Here is a 26,517-nt window from a genome sequence, read left to right on the forward strand (position 1 = left end):
TACCGTTAAACACAGGATACGACATGGAATTCTTTCGGATTAAAAAAGATATTCCCTTCATGCGCCATGCGCTGATTTTCAACATCATTTCGCTTATCACTTTTCTGGCCGCAGTCTTTTTCCTGTGGCACAAGGGACTTCACCTTTCTGTGGAATTTACCGGCGGGACAGTGATGGAAGTCAGCTACAAAAATGCAGCGGACCTCGATCGCATTCGCAATACCGTGCGCGATTTGGGTTTCGGAAACGACTTTCAGGTCCAGAATTTTGGCCGGGCCCAGGATGTGATGATCAATCTGCCTGTCCAGAAAGATCTGACATCGGCCCAGCAAAGTGAAAAAGTAATGACGGCCCTGCTGGCGCAAAATCCTGATGCCCGTCTGCAGCGTGTCGAATTTGTCGGACCTCAAGTCGGAGATGAACTGACACATGACGGGCTGATGGCCCTTGCCATGGTCGTCATAGGCATCATTATTTATCTGGCTTTCCGTTTCGAATGGAAATACGCGATTTCGGCGATCATCGCCAATCTGCACGACATCGTCATTATTCTCGGCTTTTTCGCCTTCTTCGAATGGGAATTCTCGCTTTCGGTTCTGGCTGCCGTATTGGCCATTCTGGGATACTCAGTCAACGAATCGGTTATTATTTTCGACCGTATCCGTGAAAATTTCCGCAAAATGCGAAAAGCCTCAGTTATGGAAATCGTCAATCACGCCATTACCAGCACGATTTCCAGAACGATCATCACACACGGTTCAACCCAGCTCATGGTATTGTCCATGCTGATTTTCGGCGGCCCAACCCTTCACAATTTTGCTCTTGCCCTGACAATCGGTATCTGTTTCGGCATTTATTCTTCTGTTTTTGTGGCAGCGGCAGTGGCCATGTGGCTGGGCATCAAACGCGAAGATCTGGTCAAACCCGTCAAGGAAAGAGGCAATACCGACGGTGCCGTAGTTTGATTAACCGTCATTCTGTTATAAATTTACGATTTTAGAAATTGTTTTTATCCGGAGAATCTGATGTACCAACATATTCAAATCCCCCAGTCCGGTGAAAAAATCACGGTCAATCCGGATTTTTCGCTGAACGTTTCCGATCATCCTATCATTCCGTTTATCGAAGGGGACGGCATCGGTATCGACGTTACGCCTGTCATGCGCAAAGTTATCGATGCCGCTGTCGAAAAAGCCTACGCGGGGAAAAGAAAAATTGAATGGATGGAAGTCTATGCCGGAGAAAAATCCCTCAAAGTCTATGGGGAAAACGTCTGGCTTCCGGAAGAAACTCTGGATGCCCTGAAAGAATTCGTTATCTCCATTAAAGGCCCTTTGACTACCCCGATCGGCGGCGGCATTCGTTCGCTGAACGTTGCCATGAGGCAGCGCCTGGATCTGTATGTCTGTCTTCGTCCCGTACGTTATTTCCAGGGCGTCCCATCACCTCTGCGCGAACCGGAAAAAACCGATATGGTCATTTTCCGTGAAAACACGGAAGACATTTATGCCGGCATCGAATGGCCGGAAGGGTCGCCGGAAGCCCGAAAAGTTATTGAATTTCTGGTCAAGGAAATGGGAGTCAGCCAGATCCGTTTTCCCGAAACCTCAGGAATCGGCGTTAAACCGGTTTCACGGGAGGGCACCGAGCGACTGGTGCGCAAAGCCATTCAGTATGCCATCGACAACGACCGCCCATCCGTGACTCTGATTCACAAAGGCAATATCATGAAATTTACGGAAGGCAGCTTCCGCGACTGGGGATATGCGCTGGCCAAAAGGGAATTCGGGGCCGAAATCATCGGCAAAGGCCCATGGTGCAAATTCAGAAATCCCAAAACCGGGAAAGAAATAGTGATCAAAGATGTGCTGGCCGACGCCTTTCTTCAGGAAATCCTCTTGCGCCCTGCAGAATTCAGTGTATTGGCGACCCTGAATCTGAACGGAGATTACATTTCTGACGCACTGGCCGCACAGGTAGGCGGAATCGGTATCGCTCCCGGCGCCAACATTTCGGATTCTGTCGCCATTTTTGAAGCGACGCACGGTACAGCGCCATCCCTTGCCGGACAAAACAATGTCAATCCGGGTTCATTGATCCTTTCCGCTGAAATGATGTTGCGTCATATCGGCTGGATTGAAGCAGCCGATCTGGTCATTGCAGCTATGCAAAACGCCATCTCGTCAAAACAGGTTACCAGTGATTTTGCCCGCCTGATGAATAACGCCAGGGAAGTCTCGACTTCCGAATTCGGCGATATCATGATTTCGATGATGTAAAAACCGAAACCGGACGATTTGCCTTCAATTCGTCCGGTTTTCTGGTTTTTCGTTCTGTTTGATTGTTTCCCGTTTCTTCCGGGTACACTTTTACGATAAAAAAACGAAAACTCTTTTATTCGCGATACAAATTTTTCACCAGTTCGGTTATGATGATCCATCTTAACCGCTTGTTAGTTATAACTATCGTCCGTCCATAACCGGGCACGTCGGTTTCAATTTTACGGAATACCATACTCAGGGTACCTGAAAACGGTACTTGAATGTTTACTAAGGAGAGAAGATGAAAACTTGGGTACGCTTTAAACAAGGCGATGCAGTGAAATTCGGCACTCTTGACGGAGATACGATTGCTGTATACAACGGCAATATGTTCGACAATCCCCAACCGGCCGGCGAGTCTGTCAAACTGGCTGACGTCAAGTTGCTGACTCCTTGTTCGCCCAGCAAAATGATCCTGTTGTGGAATAACTTTTATGCCTTGTCAAACAAGCTGGGTGTAGCCGTTCCTGAAGAACCGCTCTATCTTCTGAAACCGAGCACTTCCTATATCGCCGATGGCGATATCGTCAAGAAACCGAACTCTTATGACGGCAAGGTCGTTTACGAAGGCGAACTGGGCATTGTCATCGGCAAACGCTGCAAGGAAGTTTCCGAAGCTGACGCGAAAAATTATATTTTCGGTTATACCTGTTCCAACGACGTAACGGCAGGCCAGTTGATCCAGAAAGATCCCACTTTCGCTCAATGGACCCGCGCAAAAGGCTTTGACACTTTCGGTTCTTTCGGCCCTGGTATCGTTTCCGGCATCGACGACCCGAACAAACTGGTTATCAAGACCATCTTAAATGGCCAGGAACGCCAGAATTATCCCGTCAGCGACATGATTTTCCCTCCGTTCAAACTGGTCAGCATGATTTCCCACGATATGACCCTTGAACCCGGCGATATTATTTCATGTGGCACTTCCGTCGGCGTTGGCTCCATGAAACCGGGCAGTACGGTTGAAGTGGTTATTGACGGCGTTGGACATCTTGTCAACAAATACGAAGCCTGATTCCTTTTCAGATTGCACGGCAAACAGCAGGGACGCTGTTTGCCGTTTTTTCTTCGCCATTACACAAGAATTTGTCGTTATTTTCCTTTAACTTGACCCAAATCAGGCGAAACAAACTGTTACACATTAGTTTGTCCAATCCCTTACAGACATAAGCCGGGCACTTTATACTGTTTCCATGCCCTTCTCTTAATTCGCCCTGAAAGGAAAATGTATGAAGAAACTGAACAAGTATCTTGTGGCAGGTGTTGCTGCCCTGGGATTCAGTGCTGTCTGTTTTTCAACGAACGCCCTTGCCCAGCCGGCTGGCGACGGCTATGCCGGTTGTCCCATGTACATGATGGGCGGCGGTCCGGGAAACTGTTATGCCGATCATGACGGCTCTTATCGCAGCCATCATGAACGCTGGAAAGAATATCACCATCAGCGCCGTGCTGCCTTGCAAGACAAGCTGAAACTGAATGCGGAACAGGAAAAAGCCTGGACAGCCTATTTGGCCATCAGCGATAAAAACATCGATTCATGGAAACCCTTGTATCGTGCCAATCTCGAAAAAATGACGGCGCCGGAACGGTTACAGGCCATGATCGACCATATGAACACACGTGAAAAAGAAATGTCTGCCCAACTGGCGGCATTGAAAACCTTTTACGCCAAACTGACCCCGGAACAACAAAAGATTTTCGACAGCGAATCCATGTACTCTCCCCGTTTCCGTCGTGGCGGCCCGATGAGATGATTTCATCTTTTTCATGACTCTCCTGCTCCAACGCCTGATTTCGGTCAGGCGTTTTTTCTGTTACTGTCTTTCCTCTTCATTAAAAGACCTCCGGCAATGCCCCCTAAATCCAGGCGAAACAGTATAATTTCTCATTACTGCCTGAAAAGGCATCACCGAATTTTTTAAATCAAAGACTGCTTTTTCCATTTTCATGCTCGCACAACAGAAACAACTGATTACAAACCTTTTCAGGGAAGCTGTCGATTCCCTGACAGAAGGCCAAAACCTGGACAAACATCCTTCCGTATCTCTCGAACGACCCCGGGACGCCTCGCATGGAGACATTGCCTGTAACATTGCGATGCAACTGGCCAAACCTCTGAAAAAAAACCCGCGCCAAATTGCGCAAACCATTCTTTCTTCCGTTCTGTCCAATCCCGAGCACGAATCGCTCATTGAATCGGGCGAGATAGCGGGCCCCGGTTTCATCAATCTTCGCCTGACTTCTTCCGCCAAACAAAGCGTTGTCAAGACTGTTATAAAACAGAAGGAAAAATACGGATTCGGTAATCAGGGCGCTGGAAAAAAAGTCATGGTTGAATTCGTTTCCGCCAATCCGACTGGCCCGTTACATGTCGGACATGGGCGTCAGGGCGCCCTGGGCGATGCCATCTCGACGCTGTTTGAAACACAGGGCTACAGCGTTACCCGTGAGTTTTACTACAACGATGCGGGTGTACAGATCGAAAACCTGACCTTGTCTGTTCAGGCTCGCGCAAAAGGCCTCAAACCGGGCGATGCCGGCTGGCCCGAAAGTGCTTATAACGGTGACTACATTGCCGATATCGCTGCCGATTTTCTGGCAGGAAAAACGCTTGAAGCAAGAAACTGCCAACCGGTTACCGGCTCGGGAAATGTGGAGGATTTAAAATCGATCCGGGAATTTGCAGTTGCCTATCTGCGCAAGGAACAAGACAACGATCTCAATGCCTTCGGCATTCATTTCGACAACTTCTTCCTCGAGTCTTCATTGTATCGGGATGGAAAAGTCCAGGAAACGGTCGATACGCTCACAAAGGAGGGGAAAACCTTCGAAAGCGAAGGCGCCTTGTGGTTAAAGACAACGGAATATGGCGACGATAAAGACCGGGTCATGAGAAAAACGGACGGTACTTACACTTATTTTGTACCGGACGTAGCTTATCACATCAACAAATGGAAACGCGGTTTTGACAAGGTCATCAATGTTCAGGGCAGCGATCATCATGGTACGGTCGCCCGTGTTCGTGCAGGGCTACAAGCGGTCAATCAAGACATTCCTCCCGGTTTTCCGGATTATGTTTTGCACAAGATGGTTACTGTCATGAAAGACGGGGCCGAAGTCAAAATCTCCAAACGTGCCGGTTCTTACGTCACCGTTCGCGATCTTATAGAATGGTCCGGTGCAGGTGACGTCGAACGGGGTAGAGATGCAGTCCGTTTCTTTCTGATTTCCCGCAAGGCCGATACGGAATTCGTGTTCGATGTCGATCTGGCGCTATCGCGTTCGGATGAAAATCCGGTTTATTATGTGCAATATGCCCATGCACGTATCTGTTCCGTTTTCTCCCAATGGGGAGGCAATGAATCGGTTCTGGAACACGCCGACCTTTCTGCGCTGGTTTCCCCACATGAAAACGCCTTGTTAACCAAACTGGCCGATTATCCCGATATCCTTGTCCGTGCTCTCGACGAGCTGAGCCCTCATTTGGTTGCTTTTTATTTACGTGAACTCGCAGGAGAACTTCACGGCTATTACAATGCCGAACGTTTTCTTGTCAACGATGAACCGACGAAACTGGCCCGGTTGGCTTTGTTAAAGGCAACCCGGCAAGTTCTGCGTAACGGACTTGCGCTTCTGGGCGTGTCGGCCCCTGTAAAAATGTGAGTTTTCTATGGCAACTCTGAAAAAACGAAAAGGCGGCACTCTGGCCGGTTTTATAGCAGGACTGATTACCGGTCTTGTTATCGCGGTTGTTGTCGCGCTCATGGTCACAAAAACCCCGATTCCCTTTGCAGGACGCAAGGACAAGCCTGAAAATGTTCCTGTTTCATCAACCGTAAGCGCACCGGCAAGCGACCCTAATCAGGCGCTGTACGGAAAAGGAGACACAAACAGGCCTGTCTTTACAGACAACTCAGTAAACTCACCGGCCGAACAAACTGCCGCTCCGCTTGTCCAACCGCTCACTCCGGAAGACAAGACTGTTTGTTATCTTCAGGCGGGAGCGTTCCGGAACAAGAAGGAAGCGGAAAACATGCGGGGCAATCTGGCTCTGCTTGGATTCGAGTCCCACATTTCTGAAGCCTCATCAAACACAGGAAATATTTATCGTGTACGCTTGGGCCCATATAAAGGCAATACCGTCAACAGCGTCCAAAACAGATTGAAGCAAAACGGTATCAACACAACAGTAACACGTCCGGTTAAACAATAAACATGGTCAAACTTTTTTCCCGATGGATAGCTGTCATGCTGGTCAGTTTCATGGCAGCATCCGCTATTGCATTGCCCTCCAATCCCCAAAAAAACGTCGATTATCAGATGCTGAAAGTACCTCAGCCGACTCACAGTGGAGATAAAGTCGAAGTTATCGAATTTTTCGGTTATTTTTGTCCACATTGTTATGCGTTCGATACGGCCCTGACGAACTGGGCCAGAAAGCATAAGAAAAATGTCGTCTTCAAAAGAGTAGCTGTCAAATTCAGCGAATCGATGACACTCCACCAGAAAATGTTTTATACACTTTCTGCCATGGACGAACTGACCAATGAACTCCATCACAAAATCTTTGATGCTGTACAGGTCCAGCGGCTTCCGCTGAGAACGGATGAACAGATCTTTGATTTCGTTGAAAAAAACGGAGTCGACCGGAAAAAATTCACTGAAATGTACAATTCTTTTTATGTACAAATGCTAGGCAGCAAGGCTGTCGAAATGCAAACAGCCTATGAGATCGAAGGGGTTCCGATGATCGCTATCGACGGAAAATACCTTACTTCTCCCGCCATTGTCAGTTCGGGGAACGACATGGATCTTTCCGAAGAGGAAATGCACACGCAAACCCTGAAAGTCATGGATGTACTTGTCAACAAGGTTTTAAAAGAAAAATCTTCTGCCAGAAAATCGAACACATCACAAAAGAAATGATCTGCCGATGAGTTCATCCATGCATTTTTCCTTCAGCGGCAATCCGGATGCCAGACTGTACTTTTACTGCCGGAATCGCAGGCCTTCCTGATGGCAAGAGCTGAATGAGCAGAGCGCCAAATTTCCGCCAGGCTCTTAATGTTTTGTACAATTGCTTGGATTTTCATATTTTATAATATATAAACAGTTAAACTTTTTTCTGACCTCAAACTACTTTTTAACGGGACAAATCGATGGAAAATAATCGCAACAATCTTTCAGAAACACTTTTCCATACGCAAATTTTAGAAACCGGATTAAAGCAACTGAGTTTGGACTCCCAAAAAGCCATCTTACAGGCATGGGTTGATCGTCTTGACGAGCTCAACAAAAAAGACAAGGCTTCCCAGATTTCAGCTTTCTCTGCTGAAATTCTGGAAAAACTGTTGGGTTACAACGCCTCCGGAAACACTATCACCATCAAAGCGGATACTACTCCAGACCATTTCTTCGATCTGCTTTTGGGTCAGTTCAAACCGGCCAATCAAAATGCTGTAGCGGCACTAAAACTGGCTGAATCTGCCGGGAAAGAATCGGGAATCTCGTCCGAAATGGAAAAGAACTTCAAGGACGAAGCCTGGAAATTTACCGAACTGGAAAAAGACGGTTTTTATCTTCTGACCGATCTGAACGAAATCAGGCTGTACCCCAAAAATCGCAAGAACAAGATCTGTGAGCGCTTCGTTTTAAGTGAAATGCTTGAAAATGAAACGGCCTTCTCCCGTTTTTACCTGCTCTTGAATGCAATCAATCTGTTGTCTGGCAAAACGGCAAAGTGGCTTCATGAAAGCGCGGTACTTTTCCTGAATGAGAAACTGCGGACTTCCTACCAGACTCTGAAAGAAATGTATGGGCCGGTACACCGTGGAATCGTAACAGGTCTGGATGCCGCTTTTGTCATTGACGAGGCGACAAAAGACCGCCTTATCAAGGAAGACCCCCGCTCTGCGGATATTCTCAAACCCTACGTTGACAAAGCCGATCTGGACAAATGGCTGACCGATTCCCGATCACTCTGGCTGATTTACACCCCTGAAAATCTCTACGATATTGAAAATTATCCCGCCATCAAAAATCATTTGATGCCTTTCAAGGAACAACTTGAAAAAAGGGCAGGTTCCCAGAAATGGTATGAATTAGAGCAGGTCAGCGCGCATCCGGAAAGCATGTTCGCAACAAAACTGGGATTCTCGGAACACTCGCACAATCCGACCTTTGCAATCGATAAAAACGGTGGGGTTTACGACCATACGGGCTTTTACACGACCGAATCCGATTATTATCTGGTGGCACTCCTGAATTCATCGGTTCTCTGGTATCTGATCAGAAACAGCTCCCTTAAAAAACCGGACGGAACGTATGAACTCTCCGCGAGGGAAATTGAAAATCTGCCAATTCCTGATGCACCGGGTCTGGTTCGGGGTCGAATGGGCCAGCTCTCGGACTTCTGTCACGACGCCGTATTGACGAGGAACGACCTGATAAAGCACTTCCGTGGAATGACAGCTTACAATCTGCTCCCCGAAGGCCTTTCATCGACATTGACGCAACGGCTCCACAACTGGTTTTCGTTGGAATTCGACACTTTCCGCTCCGAAATCGTCGATTCCTTCAAAACGGATATTCCAGCCGACGACATTCAGCTCTGGAACGATTATTTTTATCAGGAAAGAAACAAGGTTTTCAATATGAACGCCGACATTGCGCGCTCGGAAAAGGAAATTGATCTGCTTGTTTATGAATTGTTCGGATTAAATCCCGATGAAATCGACTTGATCGAAAGAATGGTCTAACCGTCTGTACATCCCAGACAAGCAGGAATGGTCACGCCATTCCTGCTTTTTTCAACTGCACATCCGCATGATAGCTTGACCGCACAAGAGGGCCAACCGCCGCATGCGCAAATCCCAGCTGGTAAGCTATTTTTTCCAGTTTGCCAAATGTATCGGGAAGCACATATCTCAAAACTGGCAAATGATCGGAAGAAGGCATAAGATATTGTCCGATGGTCAGCATGGAAACCTTATGCGCACGCAGATCTTCCATGACCTGAATGATTTCCTCATCAGTTTCTCCCAGCCCGACCATCAAGCCCGATTTTGTCGGGATGTGGGGACACCGGTCTCCGAATTCCTTCAGCAATTCCAATGAATAGGCATAATCGGCTCCAGGTCTTGCCTGCCGATAAAGACGCGGAACGGTTTCCAGATTGTGATTGAAAACGTCGGGCGGAAAAGAACACAGGCTATCGAGCGCCTTATCCATCCGTCCTTTGAAATCCGGCGTCAGTATTTCGACACGCGTATCCGGAGAAACTTTTTTTATCGTTTTCAGACAGGCGACAAAATGAGAGGCTCCACCATCCCGCAGATCGTCCCTGTTCACCGAAGTTACCACGACATAAGACAAACCAAGAAGCGCTATCATCCTGGCCAACTGTTCTGGCTCGTTTTCGTCAAGCGGATCGGGACGTCCATGAGCGACATCGCAGAAGGGGCATCTCCTTGTACATTTATCGCCCATTATCATAAAGGCCGCCGTGCCGTTTCCGTAGCATTCAGCCCGGTTGGGGCAACTCGCTTCGTCGCATACCGTTACCAGTTTGTGATCGGCTATAAGATTTTTAACTGTTTGAAAATGAGAAGAATAAGAACCTGCCCTGACCCTTATCCACGATGGTTTCGGCAATTTTTCGGCAGGCTGGATTCTGACAGGAATCCTTGCGGTTTTCAGCGCACCTTTCTGCTTGGGAAAAAAGGCGTCTTTTTTAGCCTTGCCACTTTCATCGATCGGCATCGCCTGCCTCCTCATCGCGGACAAACTTTACCGTCAACCCCAGTTCCCTCGATAAGGCATCAAGCAATGCCAGTTGAATTTCGCCCAGATCGCCGGCAAATCCAAGTGACTTCATGTCCGTTACAGCGAGTCCCTTATAGCCACAAGGGTCAATCCACTTAAAGGGCTCCAGATTCATTGCAACATTCAATGCAAGACCATGATACATACATCCATTACTCCTTATTTTTAAACCCAGCGCTGCAATTTTTGCCCCCTGATTGCTGCCATAGGCAAATCGGGATGGAATATAAATGCCGGGAGCGCCATTCCGCCGCTCTCCTGTAATACCCGCCCCCGACAACACCTCGATCACAGCGGCTTCGATCCTGAAAACAAGTTCACGAACGTATAACCTGCCGAAACGACGGCGCAAATCGATAAGCAGATAAATGACCGCTTGTCCTGGGCCGTGATAAGTAACTTCACCTCCACGATCCGTCTCGATGACCGGAATGTCATGAGCATCGAGAATATGCGACCGGCCTGCTGCCTGTCCCAGCGTGAAAACCGGTTCATGTTCTACTATCCAGATTTCATCGGATGTAAAAGCATTCCTTTGCCGGGTAAACTCTCTCATCCTCTGGAAAGCAACCCCGTAACGCATACGGCCAAACGACCTGACCAGTACTTCGTCAGCCGGCATCTTTTTTGGCAAAACGTGTAATTTCAATTTAAAAAAGCAGCGTACTGTTTACAGTACGACTTTAACCATGGGATGTGAAGACAAGGCCCGATAAAGATTGTCGAGCTGTTCGCGGCTGGTCGCCTTGACCGTAGCGGTCAGGCTCAGATAATTTCCCTTCGAAGAAAGACGCATCCCCAATGTTGCCGCGTCAAACAAGGGATCATGAAGCCGTATGACACCGGTAATGGTTTCGGCAAAGTCATCCCTTTTTTCTCCCATGATCTTGATTGGAAAATCGCAAGGATATTGGATTGGATCTTCATTTCCCAGAAAACAACTCATGATGAGCTCCTTTTATTTGAACCACAAACGGATGGTATCCCATAGTCTGCCCAAAAAACTGGCCACATTAATCTGTTCCAGCGCGACGACCGGCAATTCGGCAATTACCTTGTCATCGACAACGATTTTCAATATCCCGATGCGAGAACCTTCATCAATAGGAGCTATTAGCGGATCGTTCCGGACAAGAACGGATTTCATGCGGGAAACAGCCCCTTTCGGTACCGATATGAACGTATCGTTGTTAAAACCGACTTCAACTTTTCCTGACGACCCCTTCCACACTTCAGGTGTTGCAACAATCTGGTTTTTCTCGAAAAGTCTGATCATGTCGAAATTCTGAAAACCCCAGTTCAATAATTTCAAACTTTCCTGCATACGTGCTTGATCGGAAACAGCCCCTGTCACAATCGACAGCATTCTGCGTTCACCCAGTACGCTGTCGCGTTTTGCCGAAGCAAGCAAGGTATAAGACTCCTCCGGACTGTTCGTGGCAAACAATCCATCTACCGCTCCGTCCAGCCAGAGCAGGCGATTCCCATTTCGCATACGGATTCCGTTGTAGGAAAATTCCTTCGTAGAAAAAAAGGAAGAATAATCGGAAAAATCCCGCATCACACCAAGCGCCAAAACGGCCATATCTGAAGGCGTTGAATATCCCTCCTTCCCGGAAGAGCCATAAGGATGCGCAAACAAAGTCGACTTCATGCCCAGCCGGACAGCTTCCCGGTTCATCAATTCGACAAACGTCTTTTCATCACCCGACACTGCGATGGCCAGCGCAAGAGCGGCATCGTCTCCACCGCGAACGATCAATCCCAGCAACAATTCCCGTACCGTTGCCGTTCCACCATTCTGAAGAAACATTTCGGGACCACCGGTACCCAATCGGGCAACCTGTTCGGACACGACAATTGGCTGGTCAAGACTGACTCTTCCGTCTCTGAGGGCGCCGAAAACGAGATAAGCCGTCATCAATTTTGAGGCTGTCCGTGAAGCGATCCTGTCATCGGCATTTTTAGATGCCAGCACCTGATTGCTGACCACATCCATGAGAAGCCATGACCTTGCAGCCAGATTGGGTGAAGGAAGAGAAACCGAATGAGCCGGATTATGCAACACCAGAAAGAACAGGACAAAAAACGACAAAAAACTCTTTTTCATTTATATGCTTGGGCGAAAAAACTGTCAGACGATAGCTAGTGCTTGAAAACTGCTGTAATAATTTGACGGATGTGATGAAGTTTATGATTGAATAAATGATCCGCGCCGGCAACAACGACTACCGACAAATCCTGCGGGCGTGCCCAGTTGAAAACATCTTTCAGCGGAACGACATTATCCAGTTCACCGTGAATCAAAAGGGTACTGGCAGGTACCTTTTCCACGGCCCATTTTCCAGCTGTTGTACTAACAAAAACCATTCGTTCCGGTGGCCTGCCCTCTGCAACCATTTTTTCCTGCAAACGCGACTGGACGTAGGTTCCGAATGAGAATCCCCCCAGCACGATGGGCAATCCCGGATATTTTCCACGCACATATTCAAGAAGTATGGCCATATCGTCGGTCTCGCCATTACCGAAGTCATGCACTCCTTCCGATTTTCCTACTCCCCGGAAATTCATTCGTACGGCAAGATAATCCAGTCCGATAAAGGCGCGGGCCATCATTTGAACGACTTTATTACTCATTGCGCCGCCGTAAAGCGGATGAGGATGAGCCAGAATAGCGATACCGACCGGTTCCCTCTTTGGCAAATCCAGAGCACACTCTAGCTTGCCCACGCTTCCGTTCACAAAGAACAACTTGGTGTCAACATTCATCGAACTCTCTCCTCTTGCGTATCCGCTAACCGATCCGGTTCAAAACAGGTAGCCGGCCTTATTATCCCATGCTATTCATTTTGACAAACGCGGTAATTGAATTCAACCCGACATCCGTTAAAGAAAATAAAAAACCTGCCTGTAGCCAAACAGGCAGGTCAGGGGGTGATTCCTGAAAATTCCGGCAAGTAAAACTTACTCGCTCCTTTCCGCCATCCAGTTCATGATCTCCACAATCAGTTCATCACTGCTTTGTGCAAGCGCTCTGGCTCCCCCCTGTGCATCAGCGGTCCGCGAAACAACCTCTTTCCGAAAACGCTTTTGTGCGACCAGATCGCGTCCCCTGAATAACGAAGCCCGAAGAACGATACGACTTGTATTATCGGAAGGACTGCTGAAATGCTGGCTGAAATCTTCGAGGTAAATCCGCAAAGTCAATGTAGGGGACGATGTCCTGATACCGGTTACAGTACTGCCGGCAGCGACCAGATAAGTATCCAGTCTGTTTTTAAACAATCGCGAAGGCGGCGAATTCCAACTGCTTTCGGTATAAAAACGAACCTGCTGATCATTAACATAATCGAGACGGTAAAACATCAGATTTTCATTCATCCATTCCGGCGCATGCACTTTTGTGCTGATTACTGGCATACCCGCAGGCAAACGCGACAGATTTTCCGTTTTCAAGGGACCCAGATCGTACAAAGTTGCCGGAGGTCTTCTGTCCCCGAACGCACAGGCTGTCAACAGGGAAACCGCCAATACCGTCGTTAAGAAAAATTTGATATATTTTGTCATGACACATTTCCTAAAAGGTCATCTACGTTATTGTCCGCTGGCATTGAATCCCGCTTCACCCGGGCCCGGTGCCGGGCCTTTTGCGCCGAAGAGCAAACCGGAGGGTCTTTGCTTGTATTGTTCAAGCACTTTATTGAGATTATAAAGAGTCATTCTGGCATCGTCAGCCAACGATTCCAGACGCGGGACAGCATCGCTGTTCATATCGTTAGACACAAATGTATTTGCTTTCTGACCCAATTCCTTAAGTTCTTTCGACAATTCGGTAATCGACTGAACCATTTTTTGTGCTTCCGCCGTAGTTTGGGGCAACTGCTGAAGGGTTGGTTCCAGCTGACGCGGCACTTTATCCCAGCTTTCCGCAGCACGACTGATATTCCTGAATGCATCGACCATAGTCTTGCTGTTTTCCTCATTGAAAAGAATGGCCAGCTGGGAGGACAAACTTTGCACTTCTTTCAGTATTTCAAGACCACGTAACTGCAATTCGGCCAGCAAACTGGGACGCAGCGGAATTTCTGCAGGATTCTCTGGCGAAGTAACGAGTTTTTCCCTGTCACTTCCGTCATCACTCAGTTCCACCGACGCGATGCCGGTAACGCCCTGATAAGTCAAGGTGGCAAAGGTCGATTTCGTCATAGGAGTGTCTTCCTTCACTTCGAAATGAATCAGAATTTCACCTGGTTCTTTCGGATTGAATCCGATATTGGTCACACGTCCGACATCAAGCCCCCGGAACCGGACCGTAGCCTGGGGATTCAAGCCGGGGATCGACTGATTGGTGGCAATCATGTAAGGCACCCGGACAGTCCGATCCATATTCAGGAACCAGACAATAAGCAAAGCCGCCGCAACCAGACAGACCGTAAACAATCCTGCGATAAACGCATGAGATTTATTTTCCATCACTTCCTCTCAATACTTTTGCGACATCCAAATGTGGCAAACCCGCTAACACTTTTCTGCCTCTGTTGCCCAAAAAGAAATCTTCAATAAAAGGGTGTTTGACTTTCAGTACGTCTTCCGGTGGACCGCTTGCCACGACCTTTTTGTCTGCCAGAACAACGATTTGGGTCGACAAATCCAAAACGGTATCCAGATCGTGCGACACCATGACAACCGTTAGATGAAGCTCGTCATGAAGACTCTGAATAAGCTCCACGAAACTGTCGGAAAGGGCCGGATCAAGACCTGCTGTCGGTTCATCCAGAAACAAAAGATCGGGTTCAAGCGAGAGAGCGCGTGCAAGCGCTACCCTTTTAATCATGCCGCCTGACAGATCCGAAGGCATTTTATTGGCATCATCCGGAGTAAGCCCTGCCATTTGAAGCTTCAGCAATACGGCATTGGTAATCAGCGCCTCGGGCAATCCGTGCAATTCCCGCATCGGCAAAGCAACATTATCAAAAACCGACAAGGCGGAAAAAAGCGCTCCCTGTTGAAACAGAACGCCCCAGCGGTCGTCCAGCTTGCGCATTTCAGCCACACTTGCCTTTTCAATATCTATTCCCAGGACTTTTACCGTTCCCCGAGCAGGCTTTTGCAAACCCAGTATTTCCCGCAGCAAAGTCGTTTTTCCCGATCCCGATCCCCCTACAATAGAAACAATTTCTCCCTTTTTAACGGTCAGATCCAGATCCTTGTGAACAACGTGACTGCCGAATTGGGTCCATAACCCATGAATCTCGATGGCATTCGTTTCCATCAGAATCCCACCCCCTGAAGAACAACGGCAAAAATAGCGTCCGCCAGAATAACGATCGTAATGGATGTCACGACGGAATTGGTCGTTCCCTGCCCCAGGCTTTCAGTGTTGGGCTTGATTTTCATTCCGTAATAACAGGCAATCAGGGCAATCAGAATGCCGAAGACAATTCCCTTTCCGATTCCTATCCAGAAATTTGCCATGGGCACAGCATTCGGCAAGGCGGAAAGAAAATAAGGAATGGATAACCCGATTTCGAAGCTGGCAGCAAGCATCCCCCCCAGCAAAGCGACGATATCGGTCCAGATTATCAATAAAGGCATAACTATCGACAGGGCAATGACTTTTGGCATGATAAGCCTGAACCCGTGGGACATTCCCATGACCTGCATCGCACTTAACTCTTCTGTAACCCGCATGACGCCAAGCTGTGCCGTCATGGACGATCCGGAACGGCCGGCTACCAGAATGGCTGCCAGCAAAGGACCCAATTCGCGTATCACGCTCATCCCCAAAAGATTGACAAGAAAGACATCTCCTCCAAACATATGAAGCTGTTGAGCCGATAAATACGATAAAACAACCCCTATCAAAAAACCGACTATAGCCGTGATACCAAGTGCTTGTGCCCCAGCATGATAAATATTCGCCGAAATTTCCGTCCAGGGGCCTCTGTGGGGCGCCTTGGCGAAACGAGCCAGGTCAATCATCAACTGGCCGACCAGACCGACAATACCTGAAAAATGCTCTGCCGCGGCCTGTGGAAATTTTCTTATCCGTCCAAACAGCTGCCAATGAGCCGGTTTTTCTGCCGGCAACTGTAAATTACCGGCACTTTCAAGCCGGGAAAACAGTTTGTTTTGTTCAGAAGTCACCAGCAGTTCCCGGGGTCGGGTTTTGTTCCAGTTATCCCAGAGTAACTGCGCACCGATATAGTCCAGCTCCAGAATCTGGGTCAAATCCCAGCTAACTGAACCTTTTTTTGAAAAGGAGCGAACCGTGGAACGAATACGATTGATAACGCCAGACGCAGCCAACGATTCAACCCGCCAGTTACCTCGGGCGATAACGCACGTGTTACCGACTATATCAAGTCTTGGCGTCTGATCCGGTTTGGTCGACATACTGATCCGTTATTTCTCTATAGGAATATTTATATTACTACTGCTCCGATTGTACTGAATATCGGAAAAATAGTATCTATTCAATTATGTGAATTAATAACATCTTGAAAAGCTATCTGTTTTAACATATTCGATTTTCTGCCGTTAAATCCGCCCTTGCTATTGTAAAAAAGAAACATTAACTGTCGGTCGCCTCATTTCATACGCTCAACCCGCCAAAACAGATTCGTTTCCAAAACGATGCCTCATTGGGATGCAACCCATCAGGTACTGCTGAAAAAAATTGGCCCATTGTCGGTGCCGGCATCTCTTCCAACCAATAAATAAACAGCGGGACAGCCATAACGATCACATGTAGTATTGCTTGTCCGGTTCGTTCTTTGCCCTTTTACAAGAGGGAAACTTTCGCGAGCCGCCTGAAAAATTCCGGAGATCCCGCTTGCTGTCAATTGCTTCTCCCAAACGGGAAGGCAAGAGAATACGATGCTCCTGTTTTGTTAAAATAGTCAAATGAGAGATTTCTAACGAAAAGAAAAAAATTCACAGAAATATTTGCTGAACTGCCTTACGGGAAGTAAAAAGAATGGGGCGTCATCCAAAGCGGCGCCAGTTTTGGCCTGCCAAGGCTCTTTAAAAAAAGCTGCCGCAACAGAAATGCCACGGTTTGTTCGACAGCATTGCAATCCGCTTATGACTGTCTCCCGCGAAAAACGACATGAATACTTTTCCATGCTGAAACAGACAAATTCCGGGTTACCTACGTCCAGCAGGTGTTCACCGCATGCCGAGCAAAAAAAAGAAATCGTCAAGCATCTGAAAACACATGTAACCGACAAAAAGAAAGGCATAGACTATCGCATAGACTATCCGGACAAATTGCATGTTGAAACTGTCAATGTCTGTGTTTCACTTATTGCAGAAAATCTCTTTCTCCGACCGAAACAGGAAATAGTGTCATTATGTTATTGATTGATGCAGGAAACACTTTTATCAAATGGGCACGGCCGAATCCGGATCAGGCTTTTAGTCTGGAATCCATTGCCTGGAGAAACTTTGGAGCAGTCCGTCACCATGAATTGGCCGCCTTGGAAAAAGCCTGGCAACAGATTCATGACGAAATGCCAATCAGGCGGGTTCTCATTTCCAATGTAGCGGGACAATACCTGGGAAACACATTATTTGAGTTTCTGACCGCACTCAAACCCGAACCGTTGAAAATCGAGTGGTTCTATTCCGTTCCGTCACTTGGCGGCATAAAGAACACCTATCTGGACTACAGAAAACTGGGCAGCGACCGCTTCGCCTCAATGATCGGGGCTCGCGCCCTTCTTCCCGGAAAAGCACTGATCGTCGTAACGGCTGGCACGGCCACAACAATCGATACTTTATCTCCCGATGGCACATTTCTGGGCGGCATGATACTGCCCGGACTGAAGCTGATGGCAGAATCACTCGCGCAAAACACCGCGCAGTTGCCGGAAATCGACCAGTTGAACAATGGAGCGGCTTCGTTTGCCAACCATACCAGTGGCGCCATTTTAAGCGGATGCTTGAATGCGCAAGCTGGAGCAATTGAACGGGCAGTAACGGCCCATCTGAAGCAGTTTTCCGATGTCCGTTGCCTTTTATCCGGTGGCGCAGCACGATATATCGCACCCAGTCTTTCTATCCCTTGCAGAATAATAGATAATCTCGTTTTGATAGGCTTGCGCACATCCTCTGCAGAAAAGACACTTTAATCCATGCTGAAATTCGTTTTCTGGTTCTTACTGGCGGTCAATGTCATTGTATTCGCCTCAACCGTCGATTATTCCGGCATTTCAAAAATACCGGCGGAATCCCGTGCTTACGAACCTGTTGAAGACGGCAGAATCCGGATTCTGTCGTCTTCACGGAATGCTTCGCCTGTCCCACCCGTTGAAGAAAAGAAAAAAGGACTGTCGGAGACAGCATGCATCGAACTGGAAAACTTCAACCCTCAGGATGCCGATCTTTTTGCAAAAAAGATGGCATTGCCTGCTAATAAAATAAGCCGTACCCATACCGTTAAAGCATCCGGTTACATGGTTTACATACCCCCGTTTAAAAATATAAAAACAGCAGAAAAAAGAATTGCCGAACTGCAGGCAAAAGGCATTACCAACTATTTTCTTATTCCGGAAGGAACCCGGTTTCGTCATGCCATTTCTCTTGGTCTTTTCAAAACGGAGAAATCCGCCCGGAATCTGATGGAAGAATTGGAAAAACGCAGCATTCACGATGCCAGGATTACCGCACGCGGGAAAACAACGGAGTCTGTCTCATTCAAACTGAACAATCTAAGCGGTAATCAAATTGACCATTTGAACACCCTGTTAACCGCTTTTCCACAAGTGACAAGGAAAGAGTGTGGAGTCGCCACAGAAATTGTTCAGTAAAACACACTTTTTCATTTGATCCGTCTCAAAGCGTAAAATATGGCTATAATGTTCCAGATTTTACATTCAGTAAAATCTGGAAGTAAAACAGTCACTTGAACAGATGCGACAGACTCTGTTTTTCCGACCCAACTTTTTAAGACAACTGCGAGCAGCCATGAAGTTTCAAATCATTCCTGTTACTCCTTTCCAGCAAAACTGTACCCTGATGTGGGACGAAAATACCAATAAGGCGGCAGTCGTTGATCCGGGCGGCGATATTGAAAAAATCAGCGATGCCCTGAACCAACGCAATCTGACACTTGAAAAAGTCTTTGTAACACACGGCCATCTGGACCATTGTGGCGGCGCCAGAAAACTCGCTGACCTCTACAATGTACCTATTGAAGGACCGAATCAGGAAGATGCATGGTTACTTGAACAGTTGAATTCTGACCAGACTCGTATGTGGGGCCTGCCTCCGGGAGAGCCTTTCACACCTGACCGCTGGCTCAATCAGGGAGACAACGTAACCGTTGGCAACGAAACCTTGCAGGTATTCCACTGCCCGGGCCATTCTCCCGGCCATGTCGTTTTCTTCCATGCACCGACCAAAGTCGCCATCTCCGGGGATGTTCTTTTTGCAGGTTCCGTCGGACGAACCGACCTTCCCAAGGGGAGTTTCAAGGCGCTGGAAAAATCCATCCGGGAAAACATGTATAAACTGGGGGACGATGTACAGTTTATACCGGGACACGGCCCAGTCTCTTCCATTGGTCAGGAACGGCGTGGCAATGCCTTCGTCAGGGACAAGAATTAATCTTTATAAAAAGCGTTAACTTATTTCCGGAAGCTTATCTTTCTTAAAGAAAAAAGTCCGATTTTCAAGAAATCAAATAAGAAAAATTTTGCATATTTTCCCATGCAAAGTTTCATTGACTACAACTCTGTAGCACAAGTATAATTCGGGGGTTTGATGTTAATCAGCACGCATTGTTTTTCAATTGATTGAAAGATTAACCGTTCTGATGGCACGCCCCTGACTCGTGCAGTTTGTTATCGGGATAAAAATGGGTCGTGTTGTAGCGTGGCAATTGCTTATTGCAGTGGCAACTGCAATGGTTACGGTATTTATTGCAGGAAAAAATGCTGGAATTTCCTCGATTCTTGCCGGTTTATGTTCGGTTATTCCAAATGCAATTTTTTTTCTCGGATTTTACATAGCTGAAAAAATCTTGCATAAAAATAGCCCTGCTACATTTTTCGTAATGGAATTTTTAAAGATTGCCATTTCGATTGGTTTGGTTGTCCTGATTTTTTGGATGTACCGAGAAGTCAGCTGGATTGCTTTTTTAGTGAGTTATGTTGTAGCTCTCAAAAGTTACATTTTTTTATTATCGAAATCGAAGAGTTGATCATGTCTGCAGATGCCCATGCGCCTTCACTGGCAGAATACGTTTCCCACCACCTTCAAAATTTCGGAACGAGCCATCAAGATAAACTTGTAGATTTTTCTATTATCAATCTTGATACTGTTTTCTGGTCTGTTTTTTGCGGTATCGTTGCATGTATTTTCATGTATGTCGTAGCACGCAAGGCGACTTCGGAAACCCCTAACCGAATACAGTCCATGCTGGAAGTACTGGTTGAAATGGCCGATACCCAGTCCAAGGCACAGATTCACGGAGATCGCCGTTTTATTGCCCCTCTTGCCCTGACCATCTTCGTCTGGATTTCCCTGATGAATTGTATGGACTTTTTACCGGTTGACCTTTTCGGACAATTGTTCCAGTGGCTCGGTTTAAGCGATCATATTCCCTATCATCGCGTCGTCCCGACAGCGGATCTGAACGGTACGGTCGGCATTTCACTCGGTGTCGTTGTCCTGATGTTCTATTTCGGCATCAAGGTCAAGGGCCTGAAAGGCTTCCTTCACGAACTGTTTGCCGCACCGTTCGGTATCTGGCTCGCCCCATTCAACTTTGCACTCAACATCATCGAATATATCGCGAAGATTATTTCGCTGGCCATGCGGCTGTGGGGCAACATGTATGCCGGCGAGCTGCTGTTTTTGATGATCGCCATGCTTGGCGCTTACGCTGCCTTATCCATTGGAGGTTCATTCCTCTTTGTCGGTCATGTCATTGCAGGAACTATCTGGGCGATTTTCCATATTCTGATCGTATTCTTGCAAGCCTTCATTTTCATGATTCTGACGCTTGTTTACCTTGGTCTTGCCCATGAAGGCCATTAATAATTTGTAACTCTGTTTTTATTCACTTTTTTGTTTTATTTTTATCAACTTGGAAGGAAATATAATGACTGACACCGCTATCATCGCCTTGACCTGTGGCCTGATTATCGCTTTTGCAGCTATCGCAGCCGCTTTCGGTATTTCAATCATGTCTGCAAAATACCTGGAAGCATCTGCACGTCAACCTGAATTGATGAACCCACTGCGTACCAACGTTCTGATTCTGGCTGGTCTGGTCGACGCTGTTTACCTGATCGCTGTCGGTATCTCTGTCATGTTTGCATTCGTGAATCCGTTTGTTAAGTAATTTTCCGACACGGTGTCCGGGATCTAACCGGACAGTTGATTGTTAGTGAAGTTATTTCTTAAAAGGAATTTACCGTGAATTTAAATGCGACTCTACTCGCGCAGTTTGTGGTCTTTATTATTCTTGCCATATTCACGGCTAAAGTAGTATGGCCACCTTTGGTGAAAGTACTGGACGAACGCGCGAAAAAAATTCAGGAAGGTTTGACTGCAGCAGATCGCAGCAAACAAGAAATGATCGCCGTGCAAAAACACGTACAGAGCGAACTCGCCAAAGCAAGGGAAGAAGGCCAAAAACGTGTTCAGGAAGCTGAAACACGAGCACAGCAAATTGCGGATGATATCAAACACGACGCCGAGAATGAAGCTGCAGCGATTATCGCTCAGGCAAAAGCTCAGGCCGAACTGCAGATCAGGCAGGCAAGAGAAGAGCTTCGTGCCGAAGTAGCCAATCTTGCCGTAAAAGGAGCAGAGCAGATTCTCAAAAGGGAAATCGATGCAAAAGCTCACGCCGATCTGTTAAACAAAATTTCTGCTGAACTTTAATTATGGAAATAGCTACTGTAGCGCGACCATATGCTGAAGCACTGTTTAAAATTGCTGAAAAACAGGATTTGACACAGTGGTCACAGCTGATTGACGCCTTGGCTAATATTGGCTCGCATCCTCAGGTTCTTGAAGTTGCGAACAATCCTAATCTGAGAAAAGATCAGGTTGCCGAGATTCTTTTTCAAATCTTTCGCTGTGAAAACGATGAGATGGTGAAGAATTTCATCAGAGTCCTCGTTGACAATGACCGCGTTTCGCTTCTTCCTGAAATTGCACGCCAGTTTGAAGAACTGAAAAACGCAAGTCAGGGGGCGGCAGTTGCAAAAATAGCTACCGCTTATCCGCTAACCGAAGCCCAGATAGACGAGCTTGTCGGAAAATTGGAAAAACGGTTTGGACGCAAGCTTATTCCTACGGTCGAAGTCGATGAATCTCTCATCGGCGGCATATGTGCTACTGTCGGCGATGAAGTTCTTGACTTGTCTGTGCGTGCAAAGCTTCAGAAAATGCATGAAACCCTTGTTTCGTAATCAAGCTGCTTGGTGCGGCGCGAACCCGATAGAACAAAATTAGGAGTTAGTATGTTACTCAACCCGTCCGAAATCAGTGATCTGATTAAAAATCGGATAGAGAACCTCGGCGACTCTGCCGAGATTCGTAACCAGGGTACCGTTATTTCCGTCTCTGACGGTATCTGCCGTATTCATGGACTTTCCGACGTTATGCAGGGGGAAATGCTGGAATTTCCCGGCAATACTTTTGGCCTGGCGTTGAACCTGGAACGCGATTCCGTTGGCGCCGTTATTCTGGGTGAATACGAGCATATTTCCGAAGGCGATACCGTCAAATGTACCGGCCGCATTCTGGAAGTTCCAACCGGTCCCGAACTAATCGGTCGTGTTGTGGATGCACTGGGCTCGCCGATTGACGGAAAAGGTCCTGTTAATGCAAAGCTGACAAGCCCGATCGAAAAAATCGCCCCCGGGGTTATTGCCCGTCAATCTGTTTCCCAGCCAATGCAAACCGGCCTGAAGGCAATTGACTCCATGGTTCCCATTGGACGAGGCCAGCGTGAATTGATCATTGGCGATCGCCAGACTGGCAAAACCGCCGTCGCGATTGACGCCATTATCAATCAGAAGGGTCAGGACATGATCTGTATTTATGTCGCTGTCGGCCAGAAAGCCTCTTCGATCAAGAACACGGTTCGTGCTCTGGAAGACAACGGTGCAATGGATTACACCATTGTCGTCGCCGCAACTGCTTCCGAATCGGCTGCAATGCAGTATATCGCTCCTTATGCCGGCTGTGCCATGGGCGAATATTTCCGCGACCGCGGACAGGATGCTCTGATCGTTTATGACGACTTGTCCAAACAGGCTGTTGCCTACCGTCAGGTTTCCCTCCTGTTGCGCCGTCCGCCAGGACGTGAAGCGTTCCCCGGTGATGTTTTCTATTTGCACTCCCGTCTGCTTGAGCGCGCCGCCCGTGTTAACGAACATTATGTAGAACAATTCACCAACGGCGAAGTAAAAGGTAAAACCGGTTCACTGACCGCACTGCCTATCATTGAAACCCAGGCAGGTGACGTTTCGGCATTCGTTCCGACCAATGTGATTTCCATTACCGACGGTCAGATCTTCCTGGAAACGAACCTTTTCAATGCAGGTATCCGTCCGGCTATTAACGCAGGTATTTCGGTCTCCCGTGTGGGTGGCGCAGCCCAAACCAAAGCGATCAAGAGCCTTTCGGGTGGTATTCGTACCGACTTGGCCCAGTACCGTGAACTGGCAGCATTTGCACAGTTTGCATCCGATCTGGACGAAGCGACCAGACGCCAGCTGGATCGTGGCGCTCGCGTTACCGAACTGTTGAAGCAGAACCAGTATTCGCCATTGCCGATTTCGCTGATGTCTGTTTCCCTGTTTGCCGTTAACAGCGGTTTCCTGGACGATATTGAAGTCAAAGACGTTCTTCCGTTTGAAGCCGAGCTGCATGCTTATATGAAGGAAAATCATTCTGATCTTCTGAGAAGAATTGATGAAAACAAGAAGCTGGACAAGGATGATGAATCGACTCTGGCAGCAGCGATTACCGATTTCAAACAAGTCCGGGCTCAGGAAGCTGCCTGATTAACGTTTTAACTGACGCGACAAGGAGTAAAGCCTCATGGCATCAGGCAAGGAAATACGCAGCCAAATAAGCAGCGTAGAAAATACGAGGAAAATTACCAAGGCTATGGAAATGGTGGCCGCATCCAAAATGCGCAAGGCGCAAGACAGAATGCGCGCCAGCCGTCCTTATAGCGAAATTGTTCGCAATATTGCAGCTCACCTGGCAGAAGCCAATCCGGATTATGTTCATCCTTTTACCATTGAACGGGGAACTTCCAAGCGAATCGGACTGGTCGTCGTGACAACGGATAAGGGTCTGTGCGGCGGCTTGAACACCAATGTGCTGAGAGTCGTTACCAATAAAATGAAGGAAGAGGAAGCCAAGGGTAACAGCATCATAACAGTCGCAGTAGGGACAAAAGGCCTCGGTTTTCTGAATCGTATCGGTGCGAAAGTCGTCTCTTCTGTTGTCCAGCTTGGAGATACTCCCCGTCTGGAACAGCTGATCGGGCCCTTCAAGGCACTCTTGGATGAGTATAATGCGGAAAATCTGGATGCAATCTATCTTTGTTACAACAAGTTCATCAATACGATGAAACAGGAACCGGTGATAGATCAGTTACTGCCTTTACCTAAAGATACCTTAAAGGTGGAAACCAAGAGCCACAGTTGGGAATATATCTATGAGCCGGATGCGGCTTCTGTTATCGACACGCTGTTGCAACGTTATATCGAAGCGCTGCTTTATCAGTCAGTTGCCGAAAATATCGGGTCAGAACAATCTGCACGTATGGTAGCCATGAAAGCAGCTAGTGACAACGCGGGTAATGTTATCTCGGATTTGAAACTGATATACAACAAAACCCGTCAGGCGGCAATCACGACAGAATTGTCTGAAATTGTTGCAGGAGCAGCTGCGGTTTAATTCGTGGTTTTTAGTATTGCATTAAACGAATAATTTATTTAGAGGAACGAAAAATGGCGGAAGGCAAAATCGTTCAGTGTATCGGCGCTGTGGTTGACGTGGAGTTTCCACGTGAAAACATGCCCAAAGTGTACGATGCTTTGAAAATGGAAGGTTCCGAACTTACCCTGGAAGTACAGCAGCAGCTTGGTGACGGCGTCGTTCGTACCATTGCGCTGGGTTCGTCCGATGGTTTGCGGCGGGGCATGGTAATTCAAAATACCGGTAATCCTATTATGGTACCGATCGGTGAAGCAACTCTCGGTCGCATCATGAATGTTCTTGGCGAACCGATTGATGAACAGGGACCGATTCAGACGGAAGAACGCGCATCCATTCACCGCAAGGCTCCGGCTTACAGCGAGTTGTCTCCTTCGCAGGAAATTCTCGAAACCGGCATCAAGGTGATTGATCTGGTTTGCCCATTCGCCAAAGGTGGTAAAGTCGGTCTGTTCGGCGGCGCTGGTGTGGGCAAGACCGTTAACATGATGGAACTGATCAACAACATCGCCAAGCAGCACTCCGGTCTGTCCGTTTTTGCCGGCGTTGGTGAACGTACCCGTGAAGGTAACGACTTCTACCATGAAATGCAGGAATCCAACGTTCTGGATAAAGTGGCCATGGTTTACGGCCAGATGAACGAACCTCCAGGAAATCGCCTGCGTGTCGCATTGACCGGTCTGACCATTGCGGAAAGTTTCCGTGATCAGGGTCGTGACGTGCTCTTCTTTGTCGATAACATTTACCGTTTCACACTGGCCGGTACTGAAGTTTCCGCTCTGCTTGGCCGTATGCCTTCCGCAGTGGGTTATCAGCCTACGCTGGCTGAAGAAATGGGTAAACTGCAGGAACGCATTACCTCGACCAATACCGGTTCCATTACTTCCATTCAGGCCGTTTACGTTCCAGCCGACGACTTGACTGACCCGTCTCCTGCAACGACGTTCGCCCACTTGGACTCAACGGTCGTTCTTTCCCGCGACATTGCATCACTGGGTATTTACCCGGCTGTTGATCCGCTGGATTCGACTTCCCGCCAGCTTGACCCGCACGTCGTGGGGGAAGAACATTACAACACAGCTCGTCAGGTTCAGGGTATTTTGCAACGCTACAAGGAATTGCGTGACATTATTGCCATTCTGGGTATGGACGAACTGGCTCCTGAAGACAAGCTGGTTGTCGCGCGTGCCCGTAAAATGCAGCGTTTCCTGTCGCAGCCTTTCACTGTTGCCGAAGTGTTTACCGGCTCTCCGGGCAAGTACGTTCCGCTGAAAGATACGATCAAGGGCTTCAAGATGATTGCCAACGGTGAGCTGGACCATCTGCCTGAACAGGCTTTCTACATGGTCGGCACCATTGAGGAAGCAATTGCAAAAGCTGAAAGAATGTAATC

29 protein-coding genes are annotated in these 26,517 nt (G+C 47.7%); 20 read left to right on the forward strand and 9 right to left on the reverse strand.

The window, feature by feature from the left end; all coding sequences use genetic code 11:
* The first annotated feature begins 23 nt into the window (after window positions 1-23).
* The 8 genes from secF to OFAG_RS00125 all read left to right on the forward strand — a co-directional run bounded on the left by secF (window position 24) and on the right by OFAG_RS00125 (window position 9,079).
* On the forward strand, window positions 24-965 hold the full coding sequence (secF, locus tag OFAG_RS00090; RefSeq protein ID WP_005878542.1) for a protein translocase subunit SecF: 942 nt from the start codon (window positions 24-26) through the stop codon (window positions 963-965).
* A 60-nt stretch (window positions 966-1,025) separates the two neighbouring features.
* The gene (gene icd, locus OFAG_RS00095; protein ID WP_005878540.1) at window positions 1,026-2,279 is read left to right on the forward strand and encodes an NADP-dependent isocitrate dehydrogenase; all 1,254 of its coding nucleotides are present in this window, start codon (window positions 1,026-1,028) and stop codon (window positions 2,277-2,279) included.
* 283 nt (window positions 2,280-2,562) lie between these two features.
* Window positions 2,563-3,336: a fumarylacetoacetate hydrolase family protein gene (locus OFAG_RS00100; protein WP_005878538.1), complete on the forward strand. Its 774-nt coding sequence runs from the start codon at window positions 2,563-2,565 to the stop codon at window positions 3,334-3,336.
* 214 nt (window positions 3,337-3,550) lie between these two features.
* Window positions 3,551-4,075: a Spy/CpxP family protein refolding chaperone gene (locus OFAG_RS00105; RefSeq protein WP_005878536.1), complete on the forward strand. Its 525-nt coding sequence runs from the start codon at window positions 3,551-3,553 to the stop codon at window positions 4,073-4,075.
* 193 nt (window positions 4,076-4,268) lie between these two features.
* Window positions 4,269-5,984 carry an arginine--tRNA ligase gene (gene argS, locus OFAG_RS00110; RefSeq protein ID WP_005878534.1) on the forward strand — a complete coding sequence of 572 codons (1,716 nt, stop codon included), beginning with the start codon at window positions 4,269-4,271 and terminating at the stop codon, window positions 5,982-5,984.
* A 7-nt stretch (window positions 5,985-5,991) separates the two neighbouring features.
* A complete protein-coding gene (locus tag OFAG_RS00115) occupies window positions 5,992-6,534 on the forward strand; it encodes an SPOR domain-containing protein (RefSeq protein ID WP_005878532.1) in 543 nt (180 codons plus the stop codon).
* Between the two features lie 2 nt (window positions 6,535-6,536).
* Complete coding sequence (locus tag OFAG_RS00120) at window positions 6,537-7,247, forward strand: thiol:disulfide interchange protein DsbA/DsbL (protein WP_005878530.1); 711 nt, start codon at window positions 6,537-6,539, stop codon at window positions 7,245-7,247.
* A 311-nt stretch (window positions 7,248-7,558) separates the two neighbouring features.
* Window positions 7,559-9,079 carry a DNA methyltransferase family protein gene (locus OFAG_RS00125; protein WP_231371640.1) on the forward strand — a complete coding sequence of 507 codons (1,521 nt, stop codon included), beginning with the start codon at window positions 7,559-7,561 and terminating at the stop codon, window positions 9,077-9,079.
* Window positions 9,080-9,110: 31 nt separating this feature from the next.
* On the opposite strand, the gene lipA is transcribed toward OFAG_RS00125, so the two are convergent.
* The 9 genes from lipA to OFAG_RS00170 form a co-directional block, all read right to left on the reverse strand.
* Window positions 9,111-10,106 (reverse strand): lipoyl synthase, encoded by a 996-nt coding sequence (gene lipA / locus OFAG_RS00130; RefSeq protein ID WP_005878527.1) that lies wholly within the window; start codon window positions 10,104-10,106, stop codon window positions 9,111-9,113.
* A complete protein-coding gene (gene lipB / locus OFAG_RS00135; protein ID WP_005878526.1) occupies window positions 10,069-10,767 on the reverse strand; it encodes a lipoyl(octanoyl) transferase LipB in 699 nt (232 codons plus the stop codon). Before lipB ends, lipA begins: the two co-directional genes overlap by 38 nt.
* 48 nt (window positions 10,768-10,815) lie before the next feature.
* A complete protein-coding gene (locus tag OFAG_RS00140) occupies window positions 10,816-11,091 on the reverse strand; it encodes an HP0495 family protein (protein WP_005878525.1) in 276 nt (91 codons plus the stop codon).
* 12 nt (window positions 11,092-11,103) lie between these two features.
* Window positions 11,104-12,255, reverse strand: a complete 1,152-nt coding sequence (locus OFAG_RS00145; RefSeq protein ID WP_005878524.1) for a D-alanyl-D-alanine carboxypeptidase family protein — start codon at window positions 12,253-12,255, stop codon at window positions 11,104-11,106.
* Window positions 12,256-12,290: 35 nt separating this feature from the next.
* A complete protein-coding gene (locus OFAG_RS00150) occupies window positions 12,291-12,914 on the reverse strand; it encodes an alpha/beta hydrolase (protein ID WP_005878523.1) in 624 nt (207 codons plus the stop codon).
* A gap of 195 nt (window positions 12,915-13,109) precedes the next feature.
* Window positions 13,110-13,712, reverse strand: a complete 603-nt coding sequence (locus OFAG_RS00155) for an ABC-type transport auxiliary lipoprotein family protein (RefSeq protein ID WP_005878522.1) — start codon at window positions 13,710-13,712, stop codon at window positions 13,110-13,112.
* Window positions 13,713-13,739: 27 nt separating this feature from the next.
* Complete coding sequence (locus OFAG_RS00160) at window positions 13,740-14,618, reverse strand: MlaD family protein (RefSeq protein WP_020994648.1); 879 nt, start codon at window positions 14,616-14,618, stop codon at window positions 13,740-13,742.
* Window positions 14,608-15,417 (reverse strand): ABC transporter ATP-binding protein, encoded by an 810-nt coding sequence (locus OFAG_RS00165; protein ID WP_005878520.1) that lies wholly within the window; start codon window positions 15,415-15,417, stop codon window positions 14,608-14,610. Before OFAG_RS00165 ends, OFAG_RS00160 begins: the two co-directional genes overlap by 11 nt.
* Complete coding sequence (locus tag OFAG_RS00170; protein WP_005878519.1) at window positions 15,417-16,541, reverse strand: MlaE family ABC transporter permease; 1,125 nt, start codon at window positions 16,539-16,541, stop codon at window positions 15,417-15,419. The genes OFAG_RS00165 and OFAG_RS00170 overlap by 1 nt, the downstream gene beginning before the upstream one ends.
* Window positions 16,542-17,231: 690 nt before the next feature.
* Between OFAG_RS00170 and OFAG_RS00175 the strand changes: the two genes are divergently transcribed.
* From OFAG_RS00175 to atpD, 12 genes are all read left to right on the forward strand, one after another.
* The gene (locus tag OFAG_RS00175; protein ID WP_020994649.1) at window positions 17,232-17,510 is read left to right on the forward strand and encodes a hypothetical protein; all 279 of its coding nucleotides are present in this window, start codon (window positions 17,232-17,234) and stop codon (window positions 17,508-17,510) included.
* The gene (locus OFAG_RS00180) at window positions 17,501-18,280 is read left to right on the forward strand and encodes a type III pantothenate kinase (RefSeq protein WP_020994650.1); all 780 of its coding nucleotides are present in this window, start codon (window positions 17,501-17,503) and stop codon (window positions 18,278-18,280) included. The genes OFAG_RS00175 and OFAG_RS00180 overlap by 10 nt, the downstream gene beginning before the upstream one ends.
* A gap of 3 nt (window positions 18,281-18,283) precedes the next feature.
* A complete protein-coding gene (locus OFAG_RS12680) occupies window positions 18,284-18,958 on the forward strand; it encodes an SPOR domain-containing protein (protein ID WP_005878517.1) in 675 nt (224 codons plus the stop codon).
* A gap of 157 nt (window positions 18,959-19,115) precedes the next feature.
* Window positions 19,116-19,757, forward strand: a complete 642-nt coding sequence (locus tag OFAG_RS00190) for an MBL fold metallo-hydrolase (RefSeq protein ID WP_005878516.1) — start codon at window positions 19,116-19,118, stop codon at window positions 19,755-19,757.
* A gap of 250 nt (window positions 19,758-20,007) precedes the next feature.
* A complete protein-coding gene (locus OFAG_RS00195; protein ID WP_005878515.1) occupies window positions 20,008-20,352 on the forward strand; it encodes an ATP synthase subunit I in 345 nt (114 codons plus the stop codon).
* A 2-nt stretch (window positions 20,353-20,354) separates the two neighbouring features.
* Window positions 20,355-21,191: a F0F1 ATP synthase subunit A gene (gene atpB, locus OFAG_RS00200; RefSeq protein WP_020994651.1), complete on the forward strand. Its 837-nt coding sequence runs from the start codon at window positions 20,355-20,357 to the stop codon at window positions 21,189-21,191.
* 64 nt (window positions 21,192-21,255) lie between these two features.
* Complete coding sequence (gene atpE, locus OFAG_RS00205) at window positions 21,256-21,498, forward strand: F0F1 ATP synthase subunit C (protein WP_005878511.1); 243 nt, start codon at window positions 21,256-21,258, stop codon at window positions 21,496-21,498.
* A gap of 74 nt (window positions 21,499-21,572) precedes the next feature.
* Window positions 21,573-22,043 (forward strand): F0F1 ATP synthase subunit B, encoded by a 471-nt coding sequence (locus OFAG_RS00210; RefSeq protein WP_005878505.1) that lies wholly within the window; start codon window positions 21,573-21,575, stop codon window positions 22,041-22,043.
* Window positions 22,043-22,576, forward strand: coding sequence for a F0F1 ATP synthase subunit delta (locus OFAG_RS00215; protein ID WP_040719258.1), 534 nt, complete (start codon window positions 22,043-22,045; stop codon window positions 22,574-22,576). The genes OFAG_RS00210 and OFAG_RS00215 overlap by 1 nt, the downstream gene beginning before the upstream one ends.
* Before the next feature lie 51 nt (window positions 22,577-22,627).
* Window positions 22,628-24,178 carry a F0F1 ATP synthase subunit alpha gene (gene atpA, locus OFAG_RS00220; RefSeq protein ID WP_005878501.1) on the forward strand — a complete coding sequence of 517 codons (1,551 nt, stop codon included), beginning with the start codon at window positions 22,628-22,630 and terminating at the stop codon, window positions 24,176-24,178.
* Window positions 24,179-24,215: 37 nt separating this feature from the next.
* Window positions 24,216-25,085, forward strand: a complete 870-nt coding sequence (atpG, locus tag OFAG_RS00225; protein ID WP_020994652.1) for a F0F1 ATP synthase subunit gamma — start codon at window positions 24,216-24,218, stop codon at window positions 25,083-25,085.
* A 53-nt stretch (window positions 25,086-25,138) separates the two neighbouring features.
* Window positions 25,139-26,515 (forward strand): F0F1 ATP synthase subunit beta, encoded by a 1,377-nt coding sequence (gene atpD, locus OFAG_RS00230; protein ID WP_005878497.1) that lies wholly within the window; start codon window positions 25,139-25,141, stop codon window positions 26,513-26,515.
* Window positions 26,516-26,517 lie beyond the last annotated feature (2 nt).

It is taken from the genome of Oxalobacter paraformigenes (genome assembly GCF_000158475.2).
In the GTDB taxonomy this organism is placed as follows: domain Bacteria; phylum Pseudomonadota; class Gammaproteobacteria; order Burkholderiales; family Burkholderiaceae_D; genus Oxalobacter; species Oxalobacter paraformigenes.

Coding starts and splice junctions, on each gene's coding strand:
- secF (WP_005878542.1), top strand. CDS start 24: ATGGAATTCTTTCGGATTAAAAAAGATATTCCCTTCATGCGCCATGCG.
- icd (WP_005878540.1), top strand. CDS start 1,026: ATGTACCAACATATTCAAATCCCCCAGTCCGGTGAAAAAATCACGGTC.
- OFAG_RS00100 (WP_005878538.1), top strand. CDS start 2,563: ATGAAAACTTGGGTACGCTTTAAACAAGGCGATGCAGTGAAATTCGGC.
- OFAG_RS00105 (WP_005878536.1), top strand. CDS start 3,551: ATGAAGAAACTGAACAAGTATCTTGTGGCAGGTGTTGCTGCCCTGGGA.
- argS (WP_005878534.1), top strand. CDS start 4,269: ATGCTCGCACAACAGAAACAACTGATTACAAACCTTTTCAGGGAAGCT.
- OFAG_RS00115 (WP_005878532.1), top strand. CDS start 5,992: ATGGCAACTCTGAAAAAACGAAAAGGCGGCACTCTGGCCGGTTTTATA.
- OFAG_RS00120 (WP_005878530.1), top strand. CDS start 6,537: ATGGTCAAACTTTTTTCCCGATGGATAGCTGTCATGCTGGTCAGTTTC.
- lipB (WP_005878526.1), bottom strand. CDS start 10,767: ATGCCGGCTGACGAAGTACTGGTCAGGTCGTTTGGCCGTATGCGTTAC.
- OFAG_RS00140 (WP_005878525.1), bottom strand. CDS start 11,091: ATGAGTTGTTTTCTGGGAAATGAAGATCCAATCCAATATCCTTGCGAT.
- OFAG_RS00145 (WP_005878524.1), bottom strand. CDS start 12,255: ATGAAAAAGAGTTTTTTGTCGTTTTTTGTCCTGTTCTTTCTGGTGTTG.
- OFAG_RS00150 (WP_005878523.1), bottom strand. CDS start 12,914: ATGAATGTTGACACCAAGTTGTTCTTTGTGAACGGAAGCGTGGGCAAG.
- OFAG_RS00155 (WP_005878522.1), bottom strand. CDS start 13,712: ATGACAAAATATATCAAATTTTTCTTAACGACGGTATTGGCGGTTTCC.
- OFAG_RS00160 (WP_020994648.1), bottom strand. CDS start 14,618: ATGGAAAATAAATCTCATGCGTTTATCGCAGGATTGTTTACGGTCTGT.
- OFAG_RS00165 (WP_005878520.1), bottom strand. CDS start 15,417: ATGGAAACGAATGCCATCGAGATTCATGGGTTATGGACCCAATTCGGC.
- OFAG_RS00170 (WP_005878519.1), bottom strand. CDS start 16,541: ATGTCGACCAAACCGGATCAGACGCCAAGACTTGATATAGTCGGTAAC.
- OFAG_RS00175 (WP_020994649.1), top strand. CDS start 17,232: ATGACTGTCTCCCGCGAAAAACGACATGAATACTTTTCCATGCTGAAA.
- OFAG_RS00180 (WP_020994650.1), top strand. CDS start 17,501: ATGTTATTGATTGATGCAGGAAACACTTTTATCAAATGGGCACGGCCG.
- OFAG_RS12680 (WP_005878517.1), top strand. CDS start 18,284: ATGCTGAAATTCGTTTTCTGGTTCTTACTGGCGGTCAATGTCATTGTA.
- OFAG_RS00190 (WP_005878516.1), top strand. CDS start 19,116: ATGAAGTTTCAAATCATTCCTGTTACTCCTTTCCAGCAAAACTGTACC.
- OFAG_RS00195 (WP_005878515.1), top strand. CDS start 20,008: ATGGGTCGTGTTGTAGCGTGGCAATTGCTTATTGCAGTGGCAACTGCA.
- atpB (WP_020994651.1), top strand. CDS start 20,355: ATGTCTGCAGATGCCCATGCGCCTTCACTGGCAGAATACGTTTCCCAC.
- atpE (WP_005878511.1), top strand. CDS start 21,256: ATGACTGACACCGCTATCATCGCCTTGACCTGTGGCCTGATTATCGCT.
- atpA (WP_005878501.1), top strand. CDS start 22,628: ATGTTACTCAACCCGTCCGAAATCAGTGATCTGATTAAAAATCGGATA.
- atpG (WP_020994652.1), top strand. CDS start 24,216: ATGGCATCAGGCAAGGAAATACGCAGCCAAATAAGCAGCGTAGAAAAT.
- atpD (WP_005878497.1), top strand. CDS start 25,139: ATGGCGGAAGGCAAAATCGTTCAGTGTATCGGCGCTGTGGTTGACGTG.